General features: G+C 51.0%; 12 protein-coding genes and 1 pseudogene. All 13 read right to left on the minus strand.

The genetic code is table 11. The annotated features are described in order from the left end of the window. Positions 1 to 334 precede the first annotated feature (334 nt). Positions 335 to 871, minus strand: a complete 537-nt coding sequence (locus AB5Y98_RS09665) for an SMI1/KNR4 family protein (RefSeq protein ID WP_336291792.1) — start codon at positions 869 to 871, stop codon at positions 335 to 337. Between the two features lie 10 nt (positions 872 to 881). After that, positions 882 to 2102, minus strand: a complete 1221-nt coding sequence (locus AB5Y98_RS09670) for an RHS repeat-associated core domain-containing protein (RefSeq protein ID WP_368231813.1) — start codon at positions 2100 to 2102, stop codon at positions 882 to 884. Between the two features lie 248 nt (positions 2103 to 2350). Beyond that, complete coding sequence (locus tag AB5Y98_RS09675; protein ID WP_336291794.1) at positions 2351 to 2935, minus strand: hypothetical protein; 585 nt, start codon at positions 2933 to 2935, stop codon at positions 2351 to 2353. A 14-nt stretch (positions 2936 to 2949) separates the two neighbouring features. Then, positions 2950 to 7812 carry an RHS repeat-associated core domain-containing protein gene (locus AB5Y98_RS09680; protein WP_336291795.1) on the minus strand — a complete coding sequence of 1621 codons (4863 nt, stop codon included), beginning with the start codon at positions 7810 to 7812 and terminating at the stop codon, positions 2950 to 2952. Positions 7813 to 7824: 12 nt separating this feature from the next. Further along, positions 7825 to 8742, minus strand: coding sequence for a DUF4123 domain-containing protein (locus tag AB5Y98_RS09685; RefSeq protein WP_368231814.1), 918 nt, complete (start codon positions 8740 to 8742; stop codon positions 7825 to 7827). Positions 8743 to 8745: 3 nt separating this feature from the next. Continuing rightward, a complete protein-coding gene (locus AB5Y98_RS09690) occupies positions 8746 to 9642 on the minus strand; it encodes a DUF4123 domain-containing protein (RefSeq protein WP_368231815.1) in 897 nt (298 codons plus the stop codon). A 229-nt stretch (positions 9643 to 9871) separates the two neighbouring features. Then, a complete protein-coding gene (locus tag AB5Y98_RS09695) occupies positions 9872 to 10573 on the minus strand; it encodes a hypothetical protein (RefSeq protein WP_336291798.1) in 702 nt (233 codons plus the stop codon). An 82-nt stretch (positions 10574 to 10655) separates the two neighbouring features. Next, positions 10656 to 11354 carry a hypothetical protein gene (locus AB5Y98_RS09700; protein WP_336291799.1) on the minus strand — a complete coding sequence of 233 codons (699 nt, stop codon included), beginning with the start codon at positions 11352 to 11354 and terminating at the stop codon, positions 10656 to 10658. Positions 11355 to 11436: 82 nt separating this feature from the next. Then, positions 11437 to 12138, minus strand: a complete 702-nt coding sequence (locus tag AB5Y98_RS09705) for an ankyrin repeat domain-containing protein (RefSeq protein ID WP_368231816.1) — start codon at positions 12136 to 12138, stop codon at positions 11437 to 11439. Between the two features lie 82 nt (positions 12139 to 12220). Then, entirely contained in the window at positions 12221 to 12919 is a 699-nt protein-coding gene (locus AB5Y98_RS09710; protein ID WP_336291801.1) for an ankyrin repeat domain-containing protein, read from the minus strand. A 77-nt stretch (positions 12920 to 12996) separates the two neighbouring features. Then, positions 12997 to 14385: a PAAR domain-containing protein gene (locus AB5Y98_RS09715; RefSeq protein ID WP_368231817.1), complete on the minus strand. Its 1389-nt coding sequence runs from the start codon at positions 14383 to 14385 to the stop codon at positions 12997 to 12999. Positions 14386 to 14394: 9 nt separating this feature from the next. Then, positions 14395 to 16431, minus strand: a complete 2037-nt coding sequence (locus AB5Y98_RS09720; RefSeq protein WP_336291803.1) for a type VI secretion system tip protein VgrG — start codon at positions 16429 to 16431, stop codon at positions 14395 to 14397. Positions 16432 to 16755: 324 nt separating this feature from the next. After that, positions 16756 to 17091: pseudogene (hcp1, locus tag AB5Y98_RS09725) on the minus strand (type VI secretion system effector Hcp1); the annotation flags it as partial.

Consider the following 17091-nt stretch of genomic DNA (forward strand, 5'->3'; position numbering starts at 1 on the left):
ATTTCAATTGGTTCATTGCCAAAACACTCCAAGACGATATCACAACAAACCCCTTCGTTACTACTTATAAGCCTTTATAAACTCCATAGATACAAAATCAACCTTTTAAGAGTTTTTCAAGACATTTAAACACCTACATAAAAAGTCGCAAGCATATAACCACATGCATTTTAAAACTAGGGAAGGTGCAAACAAGTCACTTAACAAGAAGTCATGCCATCATAACCCATTGATATTGAATGACTAAACTCTCAACCCGTTGTTAACTGAGTACTTATTCGCACCTTCCTTAAATAAAATCCGAAAGGATCGTTGGATCACTTCCGGTTATCATTTACAAGCTAGACCAAAAAGATTTATTTTCACTTCCAACTAATTTTTCCACATCAATAGGATTTTCCTTATTTAAAAACATGGTTCCAACACCTCTACAAAAGAGATAAAAATCAGATGATACCTGTTTCATATAATTCAAATCAGACTCACTAGTAATCGCATAAACCTTCCCACTGCTTAGTTCTAACAAAATAGAATAAGGATCATTATACGTTACAAGAAGTAAACTTTCAGGGCGCGGTCCCTTCCCCCACCACTGAGTTAGATCATTCTCATTATTTAACTCAAAAATCTTCCCCAGATAATCACCATCATCACCGAAGATAAAGCTACCAAGAGAAAAATTACCTAAATCATATTTCAAAATAAAATTCTTAAATTTATCATGCAACTTAATGTTTAGCTTTTGTTCTAAATCAATAACATCATCAACAGAGCCCCCTCCGTTTTTCATGATCAAGTCATCCATTTCCCCACCAAACGGAGAAAATTTCTCATATAGCTTAGATTCTATTTCTGATAATTCCAGCAGCATAAAAACCTCTCTATTTCGTATGCCAAATACCACCACTTCCTACATGCGTTTTCCCTGGAACCGGTATTGCGTAGCGCCCCTGGTCAACATGATGATGAATTAATGTATCACCTTTGTAATTTGCATGTTCAGGAAACATTTTAATCCAAGTATCATCTATTTTTGGAGACAACCCTAACTCATTAACTCTATATGCGTTACTTTTACTCAATGAATCAGGTTGTAAATCACCCCACTGCTTCCAGAATTGTTTATTATCTCGAAGACCTCCGTTTGCAGTCTTAACCCCTGAGCTAAATGTTGCTGTATCAATTGAGTACGCAGGGTCTGGTCGCCCTGGAACCTTTGGGTCAATTCGAGTCTGATATGGATTATCACCTCTCGGGATTGGCTCTTTAGCTTGTTCTTCTTTGCCCGGACATCCACTCAATCCCAACGGATCAATATAAGTGAGCGGGTTCTGCACATACCCTTGTGGCCTCAGCCCTCCTGCAAATCCTATCGGGTCTGATGAGATATACTGCCCCAACTCCGGGTCAAAGTAACGATGACGGTTGTAGTAGAGACCCGTCTCTTGGTCATAGAGCTGACCCTGATAGCGCAGCTCGCAGTAGATTTCTTCGTTCGCCGCATCTCCCAGGAAACGTCTGAGCTGTTGTGGTATCGCATCAGCGCGATGGTTACCCCACAGCAGCTGCTCACCCCGCCAGACAATATTTCCCTCTTCACTGCACAGCTCTCTAGCAGTGCCCGCTACGTCAGTCACGATATAGTGCAGACGCTCGTCCTGTTCACTAGCCTCCCACTGGGCCAGCGGCCTGAAGCTGCCCGGCTCATACACCCACTGCACCTGCCAGGCGGCGTTGCCATCGGCCCGGTAGCTTTGTTGCTGCACCAGCTGGTCACCGTCCCAGCGATAGTGGACGCGGGTTATCGCGGTGAGTTGGCTCGCCTGCCCCTCCCGCTCCTTGCCGATACGTCGACCAAATGGGTCGTAACGGTAACGCCAGCGGCTGCCATCGGGCAAAATGACCCGTTGCAGGCGGTCAAAGCCATCCCACTCAAACAGCGTGGTCTGAGGCCGGAAACCGGGGCGTGATACCACCTTCTCACTGAGCCGTCCGCACTTGTCGTAGCGGTATTGATTGGGCTCTATCTGGCTGACCCGGCCCGCAGCGTCATAACGGCGCAGGGGCTCGGCCTGCGCCTGCTGGCTATGACGGTTGCCCATCGCTGGGCAGAATATGGGAGAGCTCGCAGAGGTTCAGCTCGCTGTCATAACCAAATAGCCGGGCCTGACGCTCGTGGCCGCGCTTGCTGCGCTCGGCCACCGCCTGACCGTTGCCATTGAGTTTCCAGCCCTGTGTCGCCTCAGTGGCTGTAAAAAAAACACCGGCAATATGCCGGTGTCAGGGATTTTGCTTTTTTCTAAGGAGTTAATTGATTTTTTTGAGAAATTGAGAATGTATCAAAAAACAATCATTTATTTATAGTGTAATCGTAATTGATTTTTTTATATCCCTTCGGAGGCAATGCTAACTCTGGATATAATATTGATTTTTGCTTGTCCCAGTTGATTCCAGTTTTATAATAGTTGCTAATGCGCTCTAATAAAACGTCTGGTTTCCCAACCATCCCGAAATACTCAAATGAGTAGATAATGTCGCGATGCTTTTCAGCATCCAATAAAGGAACTATGATCTCAATATTATTTGGATCATATATTTTACCATGTTTTTCAAGTCTTAGGCCAGGTAATCCTGTAGACGGTCTTACCTCTGAACTGAATGCCAAACTCATTGAAGGTTGTGGTCTGTCGTTGACTTTAACTATATTTGTTACTTGCATTGAGAATAGTTTTAATAGCCTATGCGCCGCAACCACAATAGTGAATAAGATGGGGGCAGCGCTGAGATCTTCACCTTCCCATGAGTTATTTTTTCTCAGGTTGTCGAAGACATCCATACAACAATCTTCTCTCAACTGAGCCAAAATATATCCATATTCCGGCACTTCAATAGAGAAAACAGTGTCAACTTGTAAATCTTTTTTTCTAACGACCATATTAGCCTCCCTTCTTAACACCCTTGTTTAGGTGGTTTGTTATTATGCTCATCCGCCTTACGTAAATACTCGTCTCTTCTAGGGTTATTGGGACCTACAGGATTTTGTTTATTTGATGTTCCCTCTAATCCACCTAACTCTTCAAATCGCCGCTGTTCTAAGCCTCTTGCGGTATATTTTCCCTCTACCCCCTCCCCGCGGTAAAATGGTTTAGGTTCGATATCAAATGCGTCGTAGTTATTACCATATCTATAATCTAAAACATCTTGAGCGCTATGGCCAAATCCAGGCTTACTTGCGTAACCGACATAGGGTTTTCCATTTTTTATTCCTTGATACGTGATATGGGTAGCATTAGCTGGATCACCCACCAACCCCAGTGGATCCACCCACTCCAGCGGATTATGCACATATCCCTGTGGCCTAAGCCCCCCCGCAAAACCTATCGGGTCTGACGAGATATATTGCCCCAACTCCGGGTCAAAGTAACGGTGCCGGTTGTAGTAAAGACCCGTCTCCTGGTCATAAATCTGACCCTGATAGCGCAACTCACAGTAGGTCTCTTCGTTTGCCGCATCCCCAAGAAAACGCCTAAGCTGCTGTGGAACTGCATCTACGCGATGGTTGCCCCACAGCCGCTGTTCACCACACCAGATAATGTCACCGGCTTCGCTGCACAGCTCACGGGCGGTGCCCGCCACGTCCGTCACGATATAGTGCAGACGCTCGTCCTGTTCACCAGCTTCCCACTGGGCCAGCGGCCTGAAGCTGCCCGGCTCATACACCCACTGCACCTGACGGGCGGCGTTGCCATCGGCCCGGTAGCTTTGTTGCTGCACCAGCTGGTCACCGTCCCAGCGATAGTGGACGCGGGTTATCGCGGTGAGTTGGCTCACCTGACCCTCCCGCTCCTTGCCGATGCGCCGACCAAAGGGGTCGTAGCGGTAACGCCAGCGGCTGCCATCGGGCAAAATGACCCGTTGCAGGCGGTCAAAGCCATCCCACTCAAATTGGGTGGTCTGGGGTCGGAAACCGGGGCGTGATACCACCTTCTCACTGAGCCGTCCGCACTTGTCGTAGCGGTATTGATTGGGCCCTATCTGGCTGACCCGGCCCGCAGCATCATAACGGCGCAGGGGCTCGGCCTGAGCCTGCTGGCTGGACAGGGGTTGCCCATCGCTGGGCAGGATATGGGAGAGCTCGCAGAGGTTCAGCTCGCTGTCATAACCAAATAGCCGGGCCTGACGCTCGTGACCGCGCTTGCTGCGCTCGGCCACCACCTGGCCGTTGCCATTGAGCTTCCAGCCCTGTTCGCCCCAGTGGCTGTCGTTAACCCCAACCAGCCGGTCGAGGGCATCATACTGATAGTGACGCGACAGAGTGTCTGGCACAGCGCCACTCGCAGATACCAGGGATTGAGAGAGCAAAAGCCCGGTGGCGCTCCACCCTTGATTGAGGGCAAACCCGGCCTCGCTCTGGCGCATCTGCTCACGCCCTTGACGGTCGTGGGCAAACTGCAGGGGCTGGCGGCTGCCCACGGTGAGCTGGGTCAGTCGCCCTTGCTGCCAAACCAACCCCAGCGGCGCCAGCAAGCCGGTGATGGCCTCACGCTGGCCCGCCTCGCCATAATGGCTCTCTATCGTCTCGCCATTGACGTGCTCGCAGACCACCCGGCCCAGTGCATCCCACCCGTATTCCACCACCGCATCGGTGTTGCTGGCCCGCAACAGACGACCGGCGGCATCATAAGCAAAGTGGGTTTCACTCTCTTTTGCCCTCGCCGTCGGGTCACTATGCTCGCCCTGGGCACGCCAGGCTTCAATTCGAGCCAGTCGCCCCAACACATCATAGTGATAGTGCAGCTCGCGATTATCCGGTGCCCGGCGCAGTACCAACTGCCCCGCCACATCGTAACGGTAGTCATAGCGACGCCCGTCATAGTGCACTTCCGTTGCGACCCGGCCGCAGGCATCAAACTCATAGCGCCAGTGATGCCCCTGACTGTTGGTGACACCGGCAAACTCGCTCTCGGCGTTGTAGTGATAGCGGGTGGTGGCCCCCAGTGGGTCGGTTACGCTCTGAAGGTTGTCAAAGGCGCCATAGGTCAGTTGGTGGTGATGGCCCAGCGCATCGGTCAGCCGAACCAGATTGCCTTCGATGTCGTAATCAAAGCGACTCTCGGTACCATCTTCATAGATGACCTTGCTGGGTTGCCGGGCGTGGTGACGATACTCCCAGCGACGTACCAGAGCTCCTTGTTCGCCCTCCTGATAACGGGCGACCAGACGGTCTTGCTGGTCATAGACAAACCGCCAGGGGGCACCGTTAGCTGGCTCGTAACGAACCGGCAAACCTTGCTCCCCATAATGCCACTGGCTGCGCTGACCAACCGGGTCGGTCACCGCAGCCAACAAACCCTGAGGAGTATATTCATGACGCCAGCACTGACCCAGCGGGTTAGTCACCCCTTCAACGAGCCCCTGAGGGTTATAGCTGTATTGCCAAGGCTGACCGTTCGGGTCGATATAGGCCAGCAGCCTGCCCGCGTCATCGTAGCCATAACGGTGGGCACTGCCATCGGGCAAGGTCACGCACGTCACTTGACCCCACGCGTTGCGTTCAAACTCGGTGCGCTGACCCAGGGGGTTAACCAGTGCAGTCAACTGATTGTTCACCCATTCAAAGCTGGTTTCGCCGCCATACGGCTCACGGCGTAGCAGGATATTGTTGCGCTCATCGCGCACATAGGCGGTGACGCCACCAAAAGCGCTGTGGTAATAGCTGGTGAGATTGGCATCGTCATAACTAAAACGATCTTTCCAATAGCCGCCCGCACAGCGGTTAGCCAGACAACGGCCTTGCGAGTCATAGTCGTGTTCGACCCAGGTTTGGGCCAGGTCATTCCAACGGGTGAGCCACCCTTGCGGTGAGTATCGGTAATCAAAGCTGCGCCCGGCACCCGCCCTGACCCGCAGCAAGGCACCGCTGTCGTCATATTCATAACGGGACAGCTCGCGAGGTGGGTCAAACTCCGACACCACCAGGGTAAGCGCAGAGACATTGCGCCCCTGATGACTGACCCGAATATAGCGACCATCGGCCAACAAGACCCGCACCAGGCGACCCCGTTCCCACACCCAACGTACCCGGTTGCCGCTGGCATCACTCATGGATGTGAGATAAAGGTGGGGGCCACGGGCATGCTCGAAGCCATAACGACGACCATCCAAATGGTGCAGTTGCAGCAGCCCTTCGAAGCGGGTCAACCGCCACTCGGGGTTGGAGGGGCTGTGTGCCCACTCACCTTCGTCAGGCAGGGTAAAGAAGGCCTGGTTGAATTCGCCATCAGTGAAGATGACCATGCCCTCCTGCAGCTCCAGCGACATGTCCCATTCTGTGCGCCAGAGAGTCCCCAGAATACCCGGACGACGTTGCCCACCCGAGCGGTAGTAACGGGCCAATCCGACCGGCAACAAGCTGGCCAGGCGCCAATCTTCGCGCTGTTCAAACACGAAACCGGTGGCCATATCGACTGGCTCACCTTTCTTTTGGCACGTTTTTGTGGAAGCACAGTTATTACCATCAGCCTCCCCTGCTCGGGTTGTTTCGGTGGGTGGTTTATCGAGATCACCATCCCCCTTGTTGCGACCAGCATTGACACCCTCTGGCAGATCAGCACGCCCTTTAGCCCGTGGTGAGCCGGTGACTCGGGTGACCACCTTGCCAATAAATTCATCAAATTTTGCAGCTATATAGGCAAGTGCTGAGTCGTATTTTGCAGAGAGTTTCTCCAGCGCGTGGATAATCCCGGTAATTTGCTCCTTCATCATGGCAATCAGCCAGCGGTTGCTCGCTGGGTCTATCAGCATTTTCTTCAATGCCGCAATCACCTGCAGCAAGATGGCTTTGGCTTTTTGCCCATATGTCGTTATCTGGGAACGTAGCTCCGTCAGCCCTTTAATCAAGTTGCCATTAGACAGACTGCGAATGGTCTTGATGGCAAACTGAATTGACTTCCTATCGCCCAGTTTCAATGCCTTGATAATGGCCTTGCCACTGACCTTGATGGCATCACCAAAGCCGGGGATAACCCCTATCAAACACAGGGCTCCTCCCGCCAAGTGCAGATTGTCATCCAGCTTTGCCGGCTCCTTGTAGGAGACGTAACCCCACTCACCAATCGCATACAGGTCGATGACCTGACCGACCACAGGTACAAACCCGAGTAACACCTCACACACCAAGAGCACAGCTTCATTGCTGCTGGCCTTATCACCCAGCTCGGCAGCGAGACTGTGGTGTATCTTGTTGACCGCCACTTTGAGCTCGCGGCTGCCCTTGTTAATTTTTTTATCCAGCGCCCAAAAACGCTTGTAAGCCTGGTTGTACTTATCCGGGACACTATTGAAAATTCCACCGAGCATGCCGACATCATCAACATCCACCTCATCTGCGTCACTGTCAGAGGCATCATACTCAATCAATCCTTGCTGACGCAGAATAAGAAATAGCGTGAAATATTCAGCGGCCAGTGCTGCATGGGCGGGATTCGATTGAAAGACTGGGTTATTTTGCAAGGTTTCTTGGGGTTTGAATTCATCGCTCCCCTCTTCCATTAGCAACTCAAAAGGACCACAGCCCATGTCTTTTATCTTACAGAGCCCATTTTTATCCGTCTTGCCACTGATCTCTTTCTTATTACTGTCTGTCAGTACAAAAGGGGCATTAGGGACCGGCTTTCCATCGTCATAATGATAATGGATGATGACTTCACAGCCACACTTTACGCAACCGCCAGAAATGATATTATCGGTCGAAAAGTTGTTTTTGGCAGCCTCATCGCTGGACATCAGGCTTGCTGTTTTATTTTTACTCATGAGTCCCTCAACCTACCTCTTATCCAATTCATGAAGTGCCTGTTCAAACAACCTATCCATGCGGTTTTGTTGCCCAATCAGTTCAGGCGGTTCAGCCATTATTTTTTTTGCCCAAGGAAGCGCCATAAAGCCCGCTGGCATTTCCAGTTTTAAACTCAAGAAGCGAATAACATCCTGCTGGTTTTTGAATCCATTGGAGATAGCCTCTCGCTCACCCTCTTTGACGAAAGAGAACAATTGCTCTGGTTGCCACCCCTTAACCACTTGATGATGTGCCTGGATATGCGCGACATACTCATCGTGTGCAACTCGATCTGACAGCGAGTTCAATGCAGTCCACTGTGCAGGTGATAACTGTTGCGGAACACGCCCAGCGAGGTCATGTTCGACCCGTTCAATGAGCTGGAGATATTCACAACTCCCCTCCGGTGACACATCGATAATCTTGGCGACAGGGCCAAACAGCGCAGTGGCTTCGGCAGGCGAGCTTGCCATCAAGAGGGGTTTGACCACCTGCCAGTCACTGAGCCGTAAGATGGCGGTTTCATCTTCAGGGGTTGTTATCCAGGACCACTGCCGCAGATGTGCCAGCAATGCTTGCAATTGTTGCAGCGGCGTATACGCCAGCATGAACCAGTCGAGCTGAAACATCAGGCCCCAGCCTGGTTGATGGGTGACAAGGCGCTGAAGCTCTGCCCAATTTTGTCGATGAACAGGGATGAGATAGGGGGAGATAGTGCTATGCAGCTTTCCCGCCTCCCCCCAATACAACCTGGTCTGCTCAAGGCTACCGCCCCATTTTTCTGCTAGGCCAGGCACAGCCTCGTTGATGGCCGCTTCGGCAAACATGAACAAACCTTGCCCATCAAGCAACTGCTGCCACTCATCATCCTGATGCTTGCCAGATATCATCACCTTGTTTGTCTTCACGTCTTACGCCCCTTTGTCGTCAGCCAGGCCAAACATCCATTCACGTCGATGGAAATGGGTCCGTGAATCACTGACCAGCGCGGCATCCATTTTGAATTTTTTAATGGCCATCGATAACGAATAATGAGAAACCAATTTAATAAACTGAGGGTGCCGATAATAATCTGAACCTATGATCCAGCGATGTGCCGACCAGGACTCCCACTCATTTTCAGATGCAGCAGGATAAAACTCACTTGCCAAGAGAATACCGCTTATGAAACGCTGCTCTAGCCATGTTATATCCAGCAAAAATGGATAGTATTCACTGGCTCTAACGAATAAAGTTTTGGTCAAATGTTGGTAACGTGCTTGGTTAGTCAGTATGCGATAAGCCTCGGCACTCAACTTATTTTCATATAATTGTAGTGATATGTTCTGAGGCGTCACTGGCGTGCTGATACATTCAAATTCCAAGCTTGAATAACATGTATCGAACACCTCGGGAAGATATATTCCTCCAAAAGGCAATTCAAATTGCTGCCTCGTTGACACATCTGCCATTGTCAGCCAAGTTTTTAGCGTAGTCGGTTCATGAAAGGGGAAGAAGACATGCCGACCATCGGGATAAACACAAGTATGGCGATGTAAGCAAGCTTGCTGTATGTCATCTATTTCTGCTGTTGCCGTGAACAACACAACGCCCGAATCAGGGTAGTGTTGATGGGATAACAGCCATAACAACAGACTTTCGGTTGCTGAACCTTCTGTTATAGAGAGTAACAGTAATTCAGTGACCGGATAGCACTGCACACCATAGTGATTGGGCAATAGCCGCCACTCTTCCTGGCATTGTCGATACAGGGATTTCCAATAAGTGATGCCACCTTCTAGCTTGCTGAGGTCAATAATGGCATACACATTAGCAGTCTCATTCCTGACTATGTCGAATATAGGTAATGACATTAGAAGCGATTGCCTAACTATTATGTTAATTGGATATATTTATCACATCTAAAAATGACAAATCACTTAGTGATGAGAAGATCGATAATGAAAGTGGGTGTATGGTGTCGGTGAAGTCACAAAAATATCACCTTCAATGCCGAGGTTATAGGGCAATCTTTCTTGCCCCATTTGTCTCACATCACTATATCTTCTCACCTTTGGCCCAGCGTTCACGTACTTCGGCAGGTGTCAACGGGGGGAATTTAATACCTTTATCTACCAAGAACTGTTTTACCTTAAGCGCCCAGGGATACTGAGGAGATGACTTGTCCATCAGTGACAAGCTATCTTCTACCGAGAAAGCCAAATCAGAACCCCCGCTGTCTCTCATCCGGTAATCTGCACCGTGCTGTAACAGCCAGTAAACAACTTCATACTGATTGATATAGGCGCCATACAATGCGCTATTGCTACCAGGACCATCAGTTAAATTAAGATCTGCACCACGTTCCACCAATAACTTGATATCAGCCCAACGCGCTTCACCGATCGCATTGAAAATGGCTGGCTGCTTAATACCACTGAGTGAATTAGGGTCACCACCAGCATCCAACATCACTCTTAATAAGTTGGGGTATTTAGAGCCGGCGGCCATAGCAACACAATTGCCCCCTGTACCAAATTTGAAATTGGGATCTGCCCCCAACTTCAACGCCAGCTGAATGGCTTTTTCATCTTTAGTATTGATCAACCAAAGCAATGGCGTTGCTCCCGGTGGCTCCGTATCTCTAATATTGAGATCAACGCCTTGTTCCATTAACCGCCGCGCCGTCGTTTCATCACCACGCTGGATGGCATCCAGAACTTTCACTACTGGGGCAGGGAAAAACTCATCGGCTTGCATACTTTTCCCTCCTACCTGACACGCAAATAACATGCTCAGTATGGCGCCCCAGAAACTCGTCAGACAGTATCTCGACCTCAAGTTAGACCTTCTCACCCTTAGCCCAACGTTCACGTACCTCGGCAGGTGTCAGCGGGGGGAATTTCACACCCTGGTCAATCAAAAACTGTTTTACCTTGAGCGCCCAAGGATACTGAGGAGAGGACTTATCCATCAGTGACAAGCTATCTTCTACCGAGAAAGCTAAATCAGAACCCCCGCTGTCCCTCACATTATAATCGGCACCATTTTGTAACAACCAATAGACTACTTCATACTTATCAATATATGCACCATATAGCGCACTATTACGGCCAGGACCGTCGGTCAGATTAAGATCTGCACCACGTGCCACTAATAACTTGATATCAGCCCAGCGCGTCTCTCCGATGGCATTAAATATTGCCGGAACACCGTTCTCCCCCAACGAATTAGGATCTCCGCCTGCATCCAATGCGACCTCTAGCAGTTCAGGATATTTGGAACCCGCAACAGAGCTCACAATATTTTCACCGAATCCATTCTTATAGTTAGGATCGGCACCTACTTTAAGAGCAAGTTTTACAGCCCTATAATCCTTAGTCTCATAAACTAACCAGAGTAGTGGTGTTAACCCTTCTTCTCCCTGGATATTGAGATTGACCCCTTGCTCAATCTGACGACGGGCTGCGGCTTCATCACCACGCTGAATGGAATCCAGAACTTTCACTACTGGGGCAGGAAAAAACTCGCTGGCTTGCATACTTTCTCCTCCCACCTGACACGCAAATAACATGCTCAGTATGTCGCCCCAGAAACTCATCAGACAGTATCTCGACCTCAAGTTAGACCTTCTCACCCTTGCCCCAGCATTCGCGTACTTCAGCAGGCGTCAGTGGGGGAAATTTTACGCCTTTTTCTACCAAGAACTGTTTTACCTTAAGTGCCCAAGGATACTGAGGAGATGACTTATCCATCAGTGATAGACTGTGCTCAACTCGATAAGCTAAATCAGCTCCCGTTGCAGATCTCAGTTGATAATCCGCACCATGTTGCAGCAACCAATATACAACTTCATATTGATTGATCGATGCACCATATAGGGTGCTATTGCTACCAGGACCATCTGTCAGGTTAAGATCTGCACCACGTTCCACCAATAACTTGATATCGGCCCAACGTGCTTCACCGATAGCATTGAAGATGGCTGGTTCATGATCACCATTGAGTGAGTTAGGGTCGCCACCGGCATCCAACATCATTTTTAGTAAGTTTGGGTATTTAGAGCCGGCGACCATAGCAACACAATTGCCACCAGTACCAAATTTGAAATTGGGATCTGCCCCCAATTTCAACGCCAGCTGAATGGCTTTTTCATCTTTAGTGTTGATCAACCAAAGCAATGGCGTTGCTCCCGGGGCCTCTGTATCTCTAATATTGAGTTCTACTCCTTGTGCAATCAACCGGCGCGCCGTCATTCCATCGCCACGCTGGATGGCTTCCAGAACTTTCACTACTGGGGCAGGGAAAAACTCACCGGCTTGCATACTTTCCCCTCCTACCTGACACGCAAATAACATGCTCAGTATGGCGCCCCAGAAACTCATCAGACAGTATCTCAACCTCAAGTTAGACCTTCTCACCCTTAGCCCAACGTTCACGTACCTCGGCAGGTGTCAGCGGGGGGAATTTCACACCCTGGTCAATCAAAAACTGTTTAACCTTGAGCGCCCAAGGATACTGAGGAGAGGACTTATCCATCAGTGACAAGCTATCTTCTACGATGTAGGCCAGATCGGCGCCTACAGCAGCTCGTATCCTAAAATCGGCGCCATGCTGTAACAACCAGTAGACAACTTCATATTGATTGATAAATGCACCATATAACGCACTATTACGGCCAGGACCATCAGTCAAATTAAGATCTGCACCACGTTCCACCAATAACTTGATATCGGCCCAGCGGGTCTCACCGATAGCATTGAAAATGGCCGGCTCACTATTCCTGTCCAGTGAGTTTGGGTCACCTCCCGCATCTAGGACAACCTGAAGCAGTTCGGGATATTTAGAACCCGCAACAGAGCAAACAGCATTATCACCAAATCCATCTTTATAGTTGGGATCTGCCCCCACTTTTAGGGCAAGTTCAACCGCCTTGTAGTCTTTGGTCTCAAGGATTAACCATAATAACGGGGTAATGCCCTCTTCATCTTGAATATTGAGGTCAACCCCCTGCGCAATCTGACGACGGGCTGCGGCTTCATCACCACGTTGGATGGCTTCCAGCACTTTCACTACCGGGGCGGGGAAAAACTCACTGGCTTGCATACTTTTTCCTCCTACCTGGCATGCCGATAACAAACCCAGTACCCCTACGCAGAGCACTTTTAAACGAGAAAGCCATATCATTTTACTCCTCCAAGTTTGCTGGTAATGATGCCAATATCCTCACTCTTCTGCGCTTCAATCCCGGCGATGACTTGATCCATACCGTGGCGAGCGACGGGGTTTCCCCCTTGCGAGGGCAAGGGTAACATCTTGCCTGCAGCAGGGGGGAGTGCCCCACCTGCCAGAATCAGGCTTCCCAAGGCACCACCAACAGCCGCACCGCCTGACCCGCCCAATGCACCGCCAATCCCGGCAAACAGGGTTGGCACTGCCAGTTTCCCCACCCCTTGCACCATGGTAAGCACCTCGCCATCCACTGCCTGGGTTGTGATCAACTCACCTACTTTGTCCAGAGGCAGGCCACCCTTGCGGCTGACGGTATTGGCGTGTAATCCGGCCGCGTTGAATGTGTACCCAGGTAAGCCGGTAACACCAACTCCCGCTGAAGCCAATCCTCCACCCAATGAATGACCAACCGCGACAAGCGACGAAGATGGCGAAGCCACCGCAAGTTGCACTTGCCGCGCCAAATCCATCGCCTGATTGTATTGCTTGGTTTCCGAACCAATCCCCTGAGCCCCATTGGTCATCCAGTCCATTTTACCGGTCACCGCGTTGTTAGTGCCCCGGTAGGTGAGCATGGTCTCGTTGTTGATGGAGGATTTGAACAAAGCGGCACCAAAGCCACTCTTTTTATCGGTAAAAACAGCTTTTTCCAGGCCGGGTATTTTTTTGGTATCTACCTGAGAAAGGCCAACAGGAGCCGCAGGCAAGTCAGTTCGCGCACCGCGATTAAATTCATCGACGGCATAGACATACTGCGCAGCCTCAGCACGCAGGATACTGTCATTGTTAAAGCCCAGACGTTTACCTGCATCTGCCAACCCTGGCACCTTGGCGGCACGCTCGGATAATTGTTTACGCGCCTGATAGCGCAGCTTGCGCTGTGCCTCTGTCAAGGTTTTCTCTACCTCTGGCAAGGCGACGGGAGCTGCCCACTCAAGCAATGTTTGCCATGGCACCAACATGGGCGAGAGCGCCAACAAGGGCAGCCGTTTTTTGGCCGTCTGCTCAGCACAGCTTTTGGCGGGAGATTGATAGGGGCTATCCCCGATGATCACATTGCCACTGCCTGCAGCAACGGAGCCGCCACAGCCGATGGCATCCCCCACCCTTGCTGCCGCCTTGCCGTTGATAAATACATTGCTGGAACCACCGGAGATGGCGCGACTATGAATGCCATGGGGCATGTTGGGACAAGGGCAAGCATGGAGCAACACGGCATCTCCTTTACGTGCTGCAGGCTTGCCATTGATGATGACATCACCACTACCAGCAATGATGGGGGTCGCCGGAAAACAGCCATGACCGGCACAACTATCACCTAATCGGGCAGCACTTGGCATAATGACTCCTTAACGACGATCCGGTGCATCCGGCAGGGTGGGCTTGTTCGGTGCCTCCGGTTCTATTGCGACAGGAGCTGTACCGGCACCTGGTGAGCCGCCATCGTTGATCTTGACCACATTGCCCGAGATAGTCACTCCCGCGCCATCAAGCTTGATAAAACCACCTGGCCCCTTGATGGTCAGCGCTTGCCCCGCCTCCAGCACAATCTCGGTGGCTTTGAGGTAGCTGTCTGTACCCACCACCACACGTTGATGTGCTCCCACGACCAGCTCTTCTCCACCAGAAATAGAAGTCTGGCGGCTACCATCCAGATGAGTGATCTCGCCCCCACCGATGAATCGTTTGAATGAGGCCATCACTTTTTGCACAAAGTGGCGACCGATCAGTTGGTGATGATCCTGCCCAATTTGTTCAACATCATCTTGAGCTACCGTGCGATGACTATGGCGGTCCACTCGCTGGAACTGATCCTGATTGACCGTCAAATGCTGATCCAGCCCCACACTTTGGCGATGGATATGGTTGATGACTACATCCATGTCTTTTTGGGCGTGAATGTAAATCTGCTCTCTCGATGCTTCATCTTCAAAACGCAGCTCGTTGAAGCCTTGGCCCTTATGTGTGTCGGTTCGCAGCAGTGTTCGTGTTTTATGTTCGGGCAAGACATAGGGGGTTTGGTTGGTGGCGTGATAAGTACGACCTGTCACGATGGGCTGATCCGGATCCCCCTCGAGGAAGCTCACAATCACTTCGTGACCGATACGCGGTACCGCCATCATGCCATATTGGCCACCCGCCCAACCTTGGCTGACACGTACCCAACAGGAGCTCTGGTCATTGTTGGCACCATAGCGATCCCATGGGAACTGCAACTTGATCCGGCCATATTTGTCGCAATAGATCTCTTCACCAGAAGGCCCCACGACGGTGGCAATTTGGGGACCATCCACCATGGGTTTATGTGGTAAGAGCGGTCGCCAGGTTTGCAGCGCTTTCACAACCGAGAACTCATTGGTCACCATTGTCGCACCATTGCCACCTTCTTCTTCCAGTGCTTGGGGCTGCTTGCCGGTATGGACAATGCTGACGATTTGCCAATCGGTATTCAACGCTGCATTTGGGTGCTCACTCAATGCAAAAGTCTGGCCCGGCAACAGCGCCGCACAGTTTGATTGGCCTCGGCTTGCCATGGCATCCCTGCGCAGTGCATCAAGCCGGTATTGGGTGAAGAATTTGCCACTGGGATCTTGCTTGAAACGCCCTGGATAATCGAAGTGCTGATAAGTATCACGCTGGTGCTCAAGTTCATTCCCCAGCTTTTTATGGGACAGGCCATATGCAGGGGTTTTAAAGCTGTAGTCCTTGAGTTCAACCTCAGCCTGGCGCACTGCTTCTCGATAGTGAAACTGGCGTACATAGGGCCCTTGCTCTAGCGAGCGGTTACCTAAATTGAAGAAGAGCGCAGGGCCATCGGTGAGCGCTGCGGCATCGTCTGCGAACACGAGCCGATGCTTGCCGGCTTCAAACTCATGAAAGTAGAACATCCCCTCTTCTGCTGCGAGGCGATTGATGAATTCAAGGTCAGATTCCCGGTACTGTACGCAGTACTCCCGCTGCACATGGGCATGCTTGAGTGCAAAGGCGTAGTCGGTAATGCCGTGCTCTTGTAGCAGGGCGCCGATGATCTCTTCCGGCTTTTGGGCCTGGAAAATACGGGCATTATGACGCAGACCCAATCGCCACAGCGCAGGTTTGACTTCCATGCTGTAGCGCGTTCGGCGAAAACCACTGTCACCTTGTTCGAACTGACTCACCACGCCGTTAACACGTCGCTGCAACTCGCCGTCGTACCACACCAGCAACTCACAAGGTTGATCCAGTATCGCACCGAAGTCGATATCCGGCTGACTACTCGCCAGTTGCAATGAAAGGATGAACGGATCGCTTAAAGCCTCATTCAGCGTAAAACTTGCCACAACAAAAGTGGTGGCAGGCAGCGCGCCCACCTTAACGGTGAATTGCAATCCGGTCTGATTAGCCATGATATCTCCCTATCACCTTTCGAAACTGCGCCAGAAACCTGTCAAAAAACCACGCTACCGCCCTCTCTGGTACACAAGCGGTCACCAAAGATAAGTAACATGACGGGTAATACGATATTTGTGTCTGCATAACAGAACACTCCTTATTGCTTTGCCATCCCTCCGCATTCAGCAACACAACATCGACTAGATAGACAGGGGGATGGCAAAGCATAAAGGCTCCGGCAGCCCAAGACCGCCCGGAGAAATACGGGATAAAAGGCCGGTGCACACCGGCCACAACATACGAAACCTAATACAGGGAATGAAGTCAGAACATCAGGCTTAGGCCTCGATAGGCGCGCGCCAGTCGTCCGCACCGGAGGTACCGGCAACGGTGTGCTCCCAATCGATCTTGCGATAGGCCATGGAGACCTGGATCAGCTGGGTGAAGTCAGACTTCGCCGGATCCTGGCAGTGCGGCATCTGACAGTCGATGTCGACGATGGTGGCGTCGGTCAGCACGGTAGAGAAGAAGTGCTCCTGCTTGCCCTCGACAGAGGTGCGGTACCACTTCAGGGTCACTTTCGGCAGCATCTCGCCGGAAGCCAGCGCGTTGTACATCAGCGGCACGGCCTTGTTCAGCGCAACGGTGAACTTGAACGGCTTGTGGACACGCTG

The organism is Aeromonas sp. s3 (genome assembly GCF_040907805.1).
In the GTDB taxonomy this organism is placed as follows: domain Bacteria; phylum Pseudomonadota; class Gammaproteobacteria; order Enterobacterales; family Aeromonadaceae; genus Aeromonas; species Aeromonas dhakensis.

Coding starts and splice junctions, on each gene's coding strand:
- AB5Y98_RS09665 (WP_336291792.1), bottom strand. CDS start 871: ATGCTGCTGGAATTATCAGAAATAGAATCTAAGCTATATGAGAAATTT.
- AB5Y98_RS09670 (WP_368231813.1), bottom strand. CDS start 2,102: ATGGGCAACCGTCATAGCCAGCAGGCGCAGGCCGAGCCCCTGCGCCGT.
- AB5Y98_RS09675 (WP_336291794.1), bottom strand. CDS start 2,935: ATGGTCGTTAGAAAAAAAGATTTACAAGTTGACACTGTTTTCTCTATT.
- AB5Y98_RS09680 (WP_336291795.1), bottom strand. CDS start 7,812: ATGAGTAAAAATAAAACAGCAAGCCTGATGTCCAGCGATGAGGCTGCC.
- AB5Y98_RS09695 (WP_336291798.1), bottom strand. CDS start 10,573: ATGCAAGCCGATGAGTTTTTCCCTGCCCCAGTAGTGAAAGTTCTGGAT.
- AB5Y98_RS09700 (WP_336291799.1), bottom strand. CDS start 11,354: ATGCAAGCCAGCGAGTTTTTTCCTGCCCCAGTAGTGAAAGTTCTGGAT.
- AB5Y98_RS09705 (WP_368231816.1), bottom strand. CDS start 12,138: ATGCAAGCCGGTGAGTTTTTCCCTGCCCCAGTAGTGAAAGTTCTGGAA.
- AB5Y98_RS09710 (WP_336291801.1), bottom strand. CDS start 12,919: ATGCAAGCCAGTGAGTTTTTCCCCGCCCCGGTAGTGAAAGTGCTGGAA.
- AB5Y98_RS09715 (WP_368231817.1), bottom strand. CDS start 14,385: ATGCCAAGTGCTGCCCGATTAGGTGATAGTTGTGCCGGTCATGGCTGT.
- AB5Y98_RS09720 (WP_336291803.1), bottom strand. CDS start 16,431: ATGGCTAATCAGACCGGATTGCAATTCACCGTTAAGGTGGGCGCGCTG.